Below are 12062 nucleotides of genomic sequence, written 5' to 3'. Positions count from 1 at the left end.
AAAATAAGATGATGGAGGTATTATCGTGTCTGTACTTGATGTTTTGCAAGAAAGAGGATATATTCAGCAAATGACTCATGAAGAGGAAATACGAGAACTTTTAGAAAAAGAAAAAATTACTTTTTACATAGGCTTTGATCCTACTGCTGATAGCTTACATGTGGGACATTTTCTTCAAATTATGGTGATGTCTCACATGCAAAAAGCAGGCCACAGGCCTATTGTGTTAATAGGCGGTGGCACAGCGATGGTAGGAGACCCAAGCGGCAGGACTGATATGAGAAAGATGTTGACTAAAGAAGAAATAGATAGAAATGCTGAAGCTTTTAAAAAGCAGATGCAAAGACTCATTGATTTTTCGAATGGCAAAGCCATCATGGCAAATAATGCTGACTGGCTTTTAAACTTAAACTATATTGAATTTTTAAGAGATATAGGGGTTCATTTTTCTGTAAATAGAATGCTTACAGCGGAATGCTTTAAGTCCCGATTAGAAAGAGGCCTTTCCTTTTTAGAGTTTAACTACATGCTGATGCAGGCTTATGATTTTCTTGAATTAAACAGAAGATACAATTGCGTAATGCAAATGGGCGGAGACGATCAATGGTCTAATATTATTGCTGGCATAGAGCTTATACGAAAAAAAGAAGGTAAACAGGCTTATGGTATGACATTTACTTTACTTACAACCAGTGAAGGGAAGAAAATGGGAAAAACACAAAAGGGAGCAGTGTGGCTTGACCCGAATAAGACTTCTCCTTATGAATTCTATCAATACTGGAGAAATATAGCTGATGCGGACGTGGAAAAGGCCCTGGCACTTCTCACTTTCTTGCCTATGGATGAAGTGAGAAGATTAGGGGCATTAAAAGATAAAGAGATAAACGAGGCGAAAAAAATATTGGCATATGAGGTCACGAAACTTATACACGGAGAGGAAGAGGCTATAAAAGCCCAAAAGGCGGCAGAGGCTTTATTTGAAAGCGGTGGAGATTTAGATAATGTGCCTTCTGTTACTGTCTCTTCTGATGTTTTAGGTAAAAAAATTTTAGATGTGCTTTTTGAAGCAAAGATAATACCTTCAAAGAGTGAGGGTAGAAGGCTCATTCAACAAGGTGGACTGTATATAAACAATGAAAAAGTTGAAAGTATTGATGAATATATAAAAGATGATATGATAAAAGATAATAGCATTTTAATAAGAAAGGGCAAAAAAGAGTATCACAGGCTTGTCATTAAAGAATAAAGGGGGAGCTTTTTGTGTCAAGTGAAGAATTATTAAACCTTGTATTAGAAAGACTTAACAGTATTGACACAGGGCTTGAGAATTTAGAAAACCGCATTGACAGGTTAGAAGTTAAATTTACTGAGTTTGAAAAAAGGATAGACAAATTAGAACAAAGAATGGACAATTTTGAGCAAAGGATGTATAAGTTAGAGCAAAGAATGGATAACTTTGAACATAGGATGGACACTTTTGAACAGAGGTTAGATAGGCTCGAACAAAAAGTGGATAAAATTGAAAATATTGTTACAAGTACTTTTGAACAAGTGGCAAGAAACACTGAATCTCTTACGGAGATAAACTTTCAATTTAAGCGCATTGACAAGAAATTTGAAGCTTTAAATAACCATATATTAGAAAGAGAAGCAGATGTGAGGCTTTTATTAGAAAAAGTGGGGTTATAAAAATTTGTGTCAAGAGAGTTCTCTTGACACAAATTTTATATGTTCTTGAAAGAGGTGCTAAGATGGTCTTTATCGCAACCGCTTTATATATTGAGGCAAAACCTCTAATTGAATATTTTGGCTTAAAAAAAGATGTAGAAAATCGATATTTTCAAGTTTTTAAAAATGAAGAAATAACGTTGGTAGTAACAGGAGTGGGCAAAATAAATAGCAGTATAGCTGTTTCTCATGCGGCAACTCGATATTTGTGGGATCCACAAAGCTTTATAATAAACCTTGGTGTATGTGGTTCGAAAGATATTGATGAAAAAATAGGGAACATATACCTTATTAACAAAATTGTAGACAATGAAACTCAGAAAAATTATATACCTGATATCTTGGTAAATCATCCTTTTGAAGAAAGCGATATAGAGACTTTTAACTATATAGTAAAAGATAAAGGTTTGATGACAGCAAGACTTTGTGATATGGAAACCAGCGGCTTTTATCAAGCAGCCTCTAAATTTTTTGAGACCCACAGAATTTATATTTTAAAAATTGTCTCTGATAGTACAGATTTCGAGGATGTGTCTAAAGATAAAATTTATGAGTTAATAAAAAACAAGTTAAAGGAAATAGATGAATTTATTAAAATATTGAAAAATAGTTTTAAGACTAGCGAAATATTTTCCTTTTATGAAAGAGAAATTATAAATTTTCTTTCACAAAAGCTAAAACTTACGGTAAGTCAAAAGCAAATTTTTTATAAAGCTTGCCTACATTATAAGGTTAGAAAAAGTGAAGGTATAGATTTTTTAGAAAACTTTTATGATGTACAGGTAAATAATAAAGAAGAAAGGAAGAAGGCTTTTGAAAAAATTCTCTCACATTTACGTTGAGAAGGAGGTACTTCCTAATCCTATAACGCAAAATATTTTAAAGAAATTTCCTAAAAGTAAAGTAGTGCTTATTGACAGATATAGTGAGGTTTTCAATAGACCTAATCAAAACTACCTTATACAAAAAGAAAGGCAAAATCTTATATTGGCCCAAAAAAGATATGATTTTATATATAAAGGTTCTAAGCTTTGTGAAGACTTTGGAAATATCAATTTTTACCATACATCAAATATATTCAATTGTATTTATGATTGTGATTATTGCTATTTACAGGGTATGTACCCTTCAGGACATCTTGTTATTTTTGTGAATATTGAGGACTATTTTAAAGAAATAGATAAACTTACACAGGACCAGAAGGTCTATTTAAGCATATCCTATGAGACGGATTTACTTGCTTTAGAATACCTTACAGGCTTTACTAAACAGTGGATTGAATATGCCAAAGGGAATAAAAACCTTGTAATAGAAATACGAACAAAAAGCGCCAATTTTTCTTCCGTAGAATTTATCGACATACCTTCTAATGTAATTTTCGCATGGACATTGTTGCCACAACCGGTCATCGATAAATATGAAAAACTAACACCTTCTCTCAGTAAAAGAATAGAAAGCATAAAAAGGGCCATATCAAAGGGTTTAAAAGTTAGAATTTCTATTGAACCAGTGATGTATATAGAAGGATTTGAAAAAATATATAAAAATTTTGTGGAATATGTTTTTTCAAAAATACCTAAAGAAGGTATACAAGATGTCAATATTGGAGCTTTTAGAATGGTAAAGGAGCAAGCTAAAAAAATAGAAAAATTAAAAGAATATTCTCCAATATTTTGCTATGATACGGTTTTGAAAGATGGAATATTTACCTATAAAGAGGCAGAATATTTTGAGGAATTTGTTTATAGAGAAGTAATAAAATATATTGAAAAGGAAAAAGTGTATGTATTAAACAAACTCCCCTCTAACTAAGGGGGGTCAGACTGTAGACAAACTTTCGTAAAGGAAATATTTTGCATAAGGAGCGACTTGTTACAAAGCGGCCCGGCACTCAAGTAAGTATGCTTGTCTTTTCTATTTTTGCTTTATAAACTTTCTTACTTGAGTGCCGGGAAACTTAGCAAGACCGAGGGTGGAGGCAGGGCCGAAGCCAAGGAGGGCGGAGGCGGGCACCTTAAGGCATGGATGCCACCTGACGTAGGTACCCTGCCGGAGCCCGAAGGTCGAGCTTTAGTTTTGTCGCTTTGGAACATCGGAGCGACGATGCAAAATATCTCCTTTGAATATTTTTTAACTTTGTCAACAAACTGACTCCCCTCTAACTAAGGGGAGTTTTTATCTGTCATTCTAAGAGCAGAGAGGCTCTTACTTAATTCAATAAGGAGGATTGTTAAAAATATCTTGATTTTTAAAATAGTTTTCCTTATAATATAAATTGCGACCCAATACTTATGGGGGGTAGCCGTAGTTTATAACGGTTTGTAATAAAAAGGAATTGCAATTTTGCTTATATAAATTTTTGATTTTGGATAACATAAATATTTAAAGAGGTGATTTGATGTTAGAGTTTATAAAGGATACTCAGCACTTTGAAGAAGTAAAAAATAAAGAAGAATTTTTTATGCTAATGTTTTATTCTAATTCTTCACAAAAGAGTCTTGAAGCTTTAGAGGTCATGAAGAAATTCAGTGAAGACAATCCTAAAGTGCCCGTTTATGTAGTAAATGCTTCTGAGATAAGAGATATTCATCCACAATATGGAATCAAAGTAGTGCCTTCAGTGATACTTTTCAAGGATAAAGAGCCCTGGCAGTTTGTATTTGGACTTCAAAGCAAAGAATATTATGAAAAACTTTTAGTTGTCGCTCCTTCAAAAGCTTCTGATGGGAAAGGTCAAAAGGCCCACAGAGTGACTGTTTACACCACTCCCTCTTGCCCCTGGTGCAATGCTACAAAGGCATATTTAAGACAACACAATATACCTTTTAGAGAAATAGACGTGAGCAAAAATCCAAGTGCGGCAGCAGAATTAGTAAGGCGGAGCGGCCAAAGAGGTGTGCCTCAGACGGATATTGATGGCACAATTGTAGTAGGGTTTGATAAAGCTAAGCTTAATAGATTGCTGGGAATTACTGAACAATAAGTTTTTGTTCTTGTACCTTTTCTTATAAGTGAGGTATAATAAATAATGTAATAATAGCGGTAAAAAATAATAAAAGAAAGGAGAAGGAGTTATGACAAAAATACAACCTATAAATGGCCATGCACTTATTAAATTGGAAAAAGAGCCTGAAGAGAAAAAGATAGGCGGAGTAATAATTCCCAAGACTGCTGAAGAAAAATTAAATCAGGGAGTAATTGAAGCTCTTGCAGCAGGTGCCTCCGATGAGCTTGCTGTAGGGGATAGGGTTATATATAAAGAGTTTTCAGGTACCAAGATAAAACACGAGGGAGAGGAATATCTCATAATTCCAGTAGATGACATACTGGCTAAGTTTGTGGAAGTTGACGAAATATAAGAAGTCGGGGAAATTGAAGTCCCGACTTCTTATATGTGCGCCCGGCATGGGCGATAACTAGGCGGTGAAAGTCCGCTGTGGGCTTGGTAGTGGGAACCACTAGCCAAGAGCAAGGGTGTCCATCGTGAGGTGGAATCTGAAGGAAGCTTAAGGCAAAATCTCGGTCTGATGAACAAGAACCAGATAAGAGGCTGAATTGGGATGGATGAGTTTGCGTAACAAAACGAAGTCCAACACTACCCGAATCCCATACAGTAAATCTGGCAGATATATGAGATGAAAGTTATCGTTCTTACCCGGGGAGGTCTCAAGGATAAGTCATGGAAGTAAAATCTGAAGTGACAACCCATGCAGTGATGTATGGCTGAACCTTGAGAAGTCAGCAGAGGTCATAGTACTTATCTAGACATGAATAGATAAGGAAGGACCGAACGTTAGGAGGTTTTGGAAATCTTATGGACTCGAAAGATATGCAGAGACTGCAGACAACTCAACAAAGAGGCTATCCGTTGAATAGAGAAATGGAATTTCAAAAGACAACGGAAGTGCATAGTATATCATCGGCGTCGGAAGATGGAAGAAACGAGGTACAAAGATATACCGGCAAGATGCTTGAAATGATAGTAGAACGAGGGAACATGGAAGCAGCATACAAGCGCGTTGTTGCAAATAAAGGAAGCCATGGAGTCGATGGGATGGGAGTAGATGAACTTCTACCGTATCTCAAAGAAAACTGGGCAACCATAAAACAACAACTGCTGGAGGGGAAATACAAACCACAACCAGTGCGAAGAGTAGAAATTCCCAAACCAGATGGAGGAGTAAGACTACTAGGAATACCTACAGTACTAGACAGACTAATACAACAAGCAATAGCCCAAATACTAAATAGAGTCTACAACCATACATTTTCTGATAGCAGTTATGGATTCAGACCAGGACGCAGTGCAAAAGACGCAATAAAAGCCGCAGAAGCATACATAAATGAAGGATACACATGGGTTGTAGATATGGACTTAGAAAAGTTCTTTGACAGAGTAAACCACGACATAATAATGTCCAAACTAGAAAAGCGGATAGGAGATAAAAGGGTACTAAAGTTAATACGAAGATACCTAGAATCAGGAGTAATGATAAACGGAATCAAAGTATCAACAGAAGAAGGGACACCCCAAGGATGGCCATTAAGTCCCCTATTAGCAAACATAATGTTGGACGAACTAGACAAAGAACTTGAGAAACGAGGGCATAAATTCTGCCGATATGCAGATGACTGCAACATATATGTAAAAAGCAGGTCTGCAGGAAACAGAGTAATGAAGAGCATAAAGAAATTCATAGAAAGCAAATTAAAACTAAAAGTCAACGAAGCAAAAAGTGCTGTAGATAGACCATGGAGAAGAAAATTTCTTGGATTTTCATTCTATACAAAAGAAAACGAAGTAAGAATAAGAATCCATGAAAAATCCATCAAAAGGTTTAAGGAAAAAGTAAGAGAAATAACCAATCGGAACAAGGGAATAAGCATGGAAAACAGAATAAAAAGACTAAATCAAATAACAACAGGATGGGTCAACTATTTTGGATTAGCAGACGCGAAAAGCATAATGAAAACCCTTGACGAATGGATAAGGCGAAGACTAAGGGCATGTATATGGAAACAATGGAAGAAGATAAAAACGAAGCATGATAACTTAGTAAAACTAGGAGTAGAAGAACAAAAAGCCTGGGAATACGCCAATACAAGGAAAGGCTACTGGAGAATATCCAATAGCCCAATCCTAAATAAGACTCTTACAAATAAATACTTTGAAAGCATAGGTTATAAGAGTTTATCCCAAAGATATCTAATTGTACACAATTCCTAATGAACCGCCGTATACCGAACGGTACGTACGGTGGTGTGAGAGGACGCTGAATAAAATAATTATTCAGCTCCTACTCGATTTTTATAGATAATTATTGACATATGTTTATTAAATGAAAATAATTATCAATTTTGTGTCTTTTTCTATTGATTTGGTTGTTTAGGTGGTGTATAATAGTATTGCTTGAGTATTCCTATTAAAATAGTCGGAATTAAAAAGGAGTTGTAAAAGATGAGAGAAACATTGTTAGAAATAAAGGATTTGCATGTAGAAGTTGAGGACAAATATATCCTTAAAGGGCTTAATTTAACAATAAAAAAAGGAGAAATACATGCAATTATGGGACCCAATGGTGGTGGTAAAAGCACATTGTGCAATTCCATCATGGGGAATCCTAAATATAAAGTGACTTCAGGACAGATTTTATTTGAAGGAGAAGATATAACAAATCTAAAAGTCAATGAAAGGGCAAAAAAGGGCATCTTTTTGTCTTTTCAGTACCCTGAAGAAATACCCGGAATAACAGTGGATAATTTTATAAGGACCTCTGTTAATATTGTGACAGGCCAAAATGTGTCGATGCTTCAATTTGCAAAAGACATGAAAAACACATTAGAGCTTTTAGACATGAAATCCGAGTACAGAAGTAGGTATTTAAATGTAGGTTTTTCTGGAGGGGAAAAGAAAAAAACTGAGATACTCCAGATGGCTTTTCTAAAGCCTAAACTTGTAATGCTTGACGAAATTGACTCTGGTCTTGATATAGATGCCTTAAAAGTTGTCGCGGAAGCGGTCAAAAAGCTAAAGACTGAAGAGATGTCTATCTTAATAGTCACCCACTACAACAGGATATTGGATTACCTTGAGCCAGATGTAATATCTGTTTTAATGGATGGAAAGATTGTAAAAAGTGGTGACAGGGACCTTGCAAAGATTCTTGAAGAAAAGGGTTATGACTTTGTGAGAAATGGCGTGTAACCCATAGGAGGCGAAAATAATGAAAAAACCAGATATAAAGGAAATAGATTTTAGCATATACGACGTCAAAGACAACGTAAAGTATGAGTATCAGACAGGTAAAGGACTTTCTAAAGAAGTTGTTTTAGAAATATCTGAGCAAAAGAATGAACCTTCCTGGATGAGGGATTTTCGATTAAAAGCCTTGGAGATATATCAAAAAATGCCTATGCCCACATGGGGTGTTGATTTAAGTCAACTTGACATAGATTCTATTATTGCCTATATACGCCCAAGTGCAAAAATGCAAAGGTCGTGGGATGAAGTTCCAGAAGAGATAAGGCGTACTTTTGAAAGGTTGGGGATTCCTGAGGCGGAAAGAAAAGCATTGGCGGGAGTAGGTGCTCAATACGACTCTGAAGTTGTATATCACAATATTAAAGAAAGCCTTACTCAACAGGGTGTCATATTTGAGGACATGGACACTGCAATAAAAAAATATCCTGACATAATAAAAGAGTACTTTATGACAAAAAACGTGACGCCTTATGATCACAAATTTGCAGCCCTTCACGCTGCAATATGGAGCGGAGGCACATTTGTTTATGTTCCAGAAGGGGTCAAAGTGGAGGTTCCACTTCAGGCTTATTTTAGAATGAATGCACCAGGAAGCGGACAGTTTGAGCACACTCTCATAATTGCTGACAAAGGCAGTGAAGTACATTTTATAGAAGGCTGTTCTGCACCACAGTATTCTGTTTCAAACTTACATGCAGGTTGCGTAGAACTTTTTGTAAATGAAGGGGCTCGCATAATTTATTCTACTATAGAAAACTGGAGTAAAAATACCTATAATCTAAATACAAAAAGGGCAATTGTTGAGAAAGATGGCATTATAGAGTGGATATCCGGCTCTTTTGGAAGCCACAAGACAATGCTTTATCCTGCTTCTATATTAAAAGGAGAAGGAGCAAAGGCGGAATACACCGGTGTGACTTTTGCTGCAAAAGGGCAGCATTTAGATACAGGTTCAAAAATGATACACTTAGCTCCTCATACTTCTTCAAAGGTTTTAGCAAAGAGTATATCAAAAGATGGTGGAATATCAAGCTATAGAGGACTTCTCAAAATAGGACCTAATGCGGAAGGTGCAAAGGCTTCTGTCCAGTGTGAAGGCTTGATGTTGGACGATATTTCAAGGTCTGACACAATGCCAGTAATAGAAATAGAAAATGACAATGTGGACATTGGTCATGAGGCGAAAGTGGGAAGAATAAGCGATGAACAGATATTTTACCTCATGTCCAGAGGTTTAAGCGAAGACGATGCAAGGGCTATGATTGTAAGAGGTTTTGTTGAGCCTATAGCTAAAGCTTTGCCATTGGAATATGCAGTGGAGATGAATAGGCTCATTAAACTTGAGCTGGAAGGCGCAATAGGATAGGAGTGAAAATATGTGTAAGAGAGTTAGTATGGAGGAAATACAACAGCCTTCTTATAAAGAATACACTTCAGCAGTAATAAAAGATTTGTCTCATGATACAGTAAAAATAAAAGAGACAAAGAAATTAGCTGGATTGCCGACAGAGATATTGGCTTTAAGGGATAAAGCTTTTGGTATAGAAGGCAAATTTATAAATATGGTAAAAGATTTTTACAATGCAGGTTTTCACATTGAGATTTCTCAAAACAGTAATGTTGAAAAACCTATAGTGATTGATTATATAACAAATGAACAAAATGACACATTGATTGATTATAACATAATTGAAGCGGAAGCTAATTCGCAAGTTACAATCGTTTTTGACTATAATTCAGGTACAAAAGGCTTTCACAATGGCATAACGCAGGTGATTGCAAAAGAAGGTTCTACTGTAAATATAGTAAAAATACAAAGATTGGGAGACGAATTCAACGACTTTGACAATAACCTTGTAATTGTAGGGAAAAATGCTATGGTCAACTGGTCAAATGTTGTGATAGGCTCGAAAGTAAGCGCTTTTGATGTGGCGGTATATCTTGATGAGGTAGGAGGTACCTTTACTTCCAAATCCATTTTTTTAGGTGTGGATAGTCAAAAATATGACATGGCTTATAAAGTATACCACCAAGCTCCTAAAACTACCAGCAGTGTGGACTTAAAAGGAGCCTTAAAAGGAAGTGCAAAGGCTACCTTTATAGGAAATATTGACATTAAAAAAGGTGCAAAAAAGGCAAAAGCTGAAGAAAATGAAACAGTACTTTTATTAGACAAAACTGTAAAATCCGTTGCAATTCCTGCTCTTTACTGCGGAGAAGATGATGTACAGGCAAACCACTCAGCCAGTGCAGGGCAAATAGATGAAGACAAACTCTATTATGTGATGAGCAGAGGCTTTAGTTTAGAAGAGGCAAGGCTTTTAATGGTTCAAGCCATATTAAATCCTGTTATAGACTTGATTCCTTATGACCCTGTAAGAGAAATCATCATAAAGGGTCATATAGGAAGGAGGATTATAAAGTGAAAAATATCGATATTGAAAGAATAAAAAAAGACTTTCCTATATTGAGTGTTAAGCCCCATGGAAAAAGGCTTGTATATCTTGACAATGCCGCTACAACACAAAAGCCAATTGAAGTAATAAAGGCTATGGATAAATATTATGAAGAGCTAAATGCCAATGTGTACAGAAGCCCCCATTATTTAAGTGTACTTTCAACACAAGCCTATGAAGAGGCAAGAGAAAGGGTAAAAAAATTTATAAACGCCAAAAAAGAAGAGTCTATAGTTTTCACAAGAAATACAACAGAGTCTATAAACTTTATAGCCTACACTTGGGGTATGAAGCATATAAACGAAGGAGACGAAATACTACTTACCATAGCTGAACACCACAGTAATATACTCCCATGGCAGATGGTAGCAGAAGCTAAAGGGGCAAAGCTTAAATATGTCTATCTTGATGAAAATTTTAGGCTTTCTATGAAAGACTTTAAAGAAAAAATGTCTGAAAAAGTAAAATTAGTTGCTGTGCAACACATGTCGAATGTTTTGGGAATAATAAATCCTGTGGAGGAGATTACACATATTGCCCACAAATACGGGGCAAAAGTATTAATAGATGGAGCACAAAGTGTACCTCATATGCCTGTTGATGTACAAAAGATAGATTGTGACTTTTTTGCCTTCTCTGGTCACAAGATGTTAGGACCTATGGGGATTGGGGTTTTATATATAAAAGAAGATTTACTTAAAGAGGTACCGCCATTTTTAAGAGGAGGAGAAATGATAGACGAGGTTTACGAGGACTATTCCACATTTGCACCTTCCCCTCTTAAATTTGAAGCAGGTACTCCTAATATAGAGGGAGCGTATGTGCTTATTTCTGCCATAGATTATATAGAAAAAATTGGGCTTACCAATATATATAAACACGAAGGCGAGCTTTTGGAGTATGGTCTTCAAAAAATGAAAGAATTAGACTTTGTAAAATTGTATGGCCCCAAAGACGCGAAGGAAAGAGGAGGAATAATTTCCTTCAATGTAGAAGGAGTTCATCCTCACGATGTTGCTACAATTCTCGATGAAGAAGGAGTTGCTGTAAGAAGTGGGCATCACTGTTGCCAGCCCTTAATGAGATACTTAGGCGTTCCTGCAACTGTAAGAGCAAGCTTTTATCTCTACAACGATTTTGAGGATATTGATGCCCTTGTGGAAGGACTAAAAAAAGTCAGGAAGTGGTTTAAATGAGCGATTTAAATCAGCTTTATTCTGAAGTTATAATGGAACACTATGAAAACTCCCCTCATAGGAGAGAGCTTAAAGATGCTACTCACAAAGAAAGGGGGCACAATCCTCTTTGCGGTGACGACATTACCCTTTATCTAAAAATGAATGGTGACATTATAGAAGACGCATCTTTTACAGGTCATGGATGTGCTATAAGCCAAGCTTCAACCTCTATGATGATAGACCTTATAAAAGGGAAAGACAAAAAAGAGGCCTTAAGGCTTGTTCAAGAATTTATAGACATGATACACAAAAAAGACGTAAATTTAGATGAATTAGGGGATGCACAGGTATTGCAGGGAGTATCTGACTTTCCTGCCCGTGTAAAATGTGCTTTACTGGCTTGGAAGACACTTCAGGAAATTTTGTAAAGAGAGAAAA

12 protein-coding genes are annotated in these 12062 nt (G+C 36.0%); all 12 read left to right on the top strand.

What is annotated here, in order from left to right:
• The first annotated feature begins 25 nt into the window (after nt 1–25).
• The 12 genes from tyrS to sufU all read left to right on the top strand — a co-directional run bounded on the left by tyrS (nt 26) and on the right by sufU (nt 12052).
• The gene (gene tyrS / locus EB239_RS01470) at nt 26–1246 is read left to right on the top strand and encodes a tyrosine--tRNA ligase (protein WP_003870757.1); all 1221 of its coding nucleotides are present in this window, start codon (nt 26–28) and stop codon (nt 1244–1246) included.
• Between the two features lie 14 nt (nt 1247–1260).
• Nucleotides 1261–1689 carry a coiled-coil domain-containing protein gene (locus EB239_RS01465; protein ID WP_003870758.1) on the top strand — a complete coding sequence of 143 codons (429 nt, stop codon included), beginning with the start codon at nt 1261–1263 and terminating at the stop codon, nt 1687–1689.
• A gap of 62 nt (nt 1690–1751) precedes the next feature.
• Nucleotides 1752–2570: a 5'-methylthioadenosine/S-adenosylhomocysteine nucleosidase family protein gene (locus EB239_RS01460; RefSeq protein WP_042835556.1), complete on the top strand. Its 819-nt coding sequence runs from the start codon at nt 1752–1754 to the stop codon at nt 2568–2570.
• The gene (locus EB239_RS01455; RefSeq protein ID WP_003870760.1) at nt 2542–3540 is read left to right on the top strand and encodes an SPL family radical SAM protein; all 999 of its coding nucleotides are present in this window, start codon (nt 2542–2544) and stop codon (nt 3538–3540) included. Before EB239_RS01460 ends, EB239_RS01455 begins: the two co-directional genes overlap by 29 nt.
• 586 nt (nt 3541–4126) lie before the next feature.
• Nucleotides 4127–4711, top strand: coding sequence for a glutaredoxin domain-containing protein (locus tag EB239_RS01445; RefSeq protein ID WP_003870761.1), 585 nt, complete (start codon nt 4127–4129; stop codon nt 4709–4711).
• A gap of 91 nt (nt 4712–4802) precedes the next feature.
• Nucleotides 4803–5087, top strand: coding sequence for a co-chaperone GroES (locus EB239_RS01440; RefSeq protein WP_003868733.1), 285 nt, complete (start codon nt 4803–4805; stop codon nt 5085–5087).
• Nucleotides 5088–5542: 455 nt separating this feature from the next.
• Nucleotides 5543–6955 carry a group II intron reverse transcriptase/maturase gene (gene ltrA, locus EB239_RS01430; RefSeq protein WP_129545076.1) on the top strand — a complete coding sequence of 471 codons (1413 nt, stop codon included), beginning with the start codon at nt 5543–5545 and terminating at the stop codon, nt 6953–6955.
• Between the two features lie 231 nt (nt 6956–7186).
• On the top strand, nt 7187–7933 hold the full coding sequence (gene sufC / locus EB239_RS01425; protein WP_003871434.1) for a Fe-S cluster assembly ATPase SufC: 747 nt from the start codon (nt 7187–7189) through the stop codon (nt 7931–7933).
• A 19-nt stretch (nt 7934–7952) separates the two neighbouring features.
• Complete coding sequence (gene sufB / locus EB239_RS01420; protein WP_003871433.1) at nt 7953–9356, top strand: Fe-S cluster assembly protein SufB; 1404 nt, start codon at nt 7953–7955, stop codon at nt 9354–9356.
• A gap of 10 nt (nt 9357–9366) precedes the next feature.
• On the top strand, nt 9367–10416 hold the full coding sequence (sufD, locus tag EB239_RS01415; protein ID WP_003871432.1) for a Fe-S cluster assembly protein SufD: 1050 nt from the start codon (nt 9367–9369) through the stop codon (nt 10414–10416).
• The gene (locus EB239_RS01410) at nt 10413–11642 is read left to right on the top strand and encodes a cysteine desulfurase (RefSeq protein ID WP_003871431.1); all 1230 of its coding nucleotides are present in this window, start codon (nt 10413–10415) and stop codon (nt 11640–11642) included. The genes sufD and EB239_RS01410 overlap by 4 nt, the downstream gene beginning before the upstream one ends.
• Nucleotides 11639–12052, top strand: coding sequence for a Fe-S cluster assembly sulfur transfer protein SufU (sufU, locus tag EB239_RS01405; protein ID WP_003871430.1), 414 nt, complete (start codon nt 11639–11641; stop codon nt 12050–12052). The genes EB239_RS01410 and sufU overlap by 4 nt, the downstream gene beginning before the upstream one ends.
• The last annotated feature ends 10 nt before the right edge of the window (nt 12053–12062 follow it).

It is taken from the genome of Thermoanaerobacter ethanolicus JW 200, assembly GCF_003722315.1.
GTDB lineage: Bacteria > Bacillota > Thermoanaerobacteria > Thermoanaerobacterales > Thermoanaerobacteraceae > Thermoanaerobacter > Thermoanaerobacter ethanolicus.
Note: the sequence above shows the minus strand (reverse complement) of the source record. Positions and strands in the feature narration are given on the sequence as shown.

Excerpts from the sequence above, each read along its gene's own strand:
- sufC (WP_003871434.1), top strand. The coding sequence starts at position 7,187 with ATGAGAGAAACATTGTTAGAAATAAAGGATTTGCATGTAGAAGTTGAG.
- sufB (WP_003871433.1), top strand. The coding sequence starts at position 7,953 with ATGAAAAAACCAGATATAAAGGAAATAGATTTTAGCATATACGACGTC.
- sufU (WP_003871430.1), top strand. The coding sequence starts at position 11,639 with ATGAGCGATTTAAATCAGCTTTATTCTGAAGTTATAATGGAACACTAT.
- sufD (WP_003871432.1), top strand. The coding sequence starts at position 9,367 with ATGTGTAAGAGAGTTAGTATGGAGGAAATACAACAGCCTTCTTATAAA.
- EB239_RS01445 (WP_003870761.1), top strand. The coding sequence starts at position 4,127 with ATGTTAGAGTTTATAAAGGATACTCAGCACTTTGAAGAAGTAAAAAAT.
- EB239_RS01460 (WP_042835556.1), top strand. The coding sequence starts at position 1,752 with ATGGTCTTTATCGCAACCGCTTTATATATTGAGGCAAAACCTCTAATT.
- EB239_RS01440 (WP_003868733.1), top strand. The coding sequence starts at position 4,803 with ATGACAAAAATACAACCTATAAATGGCCATGCACTTATTAAATTGGAA.
- ltrA (WP_129545076.1), top strand. The coding sequence starts at position 5,543 with ATGGACTCGAAAGATATGCAGAGACTGCAGACAACTCAACAAAGAGGC.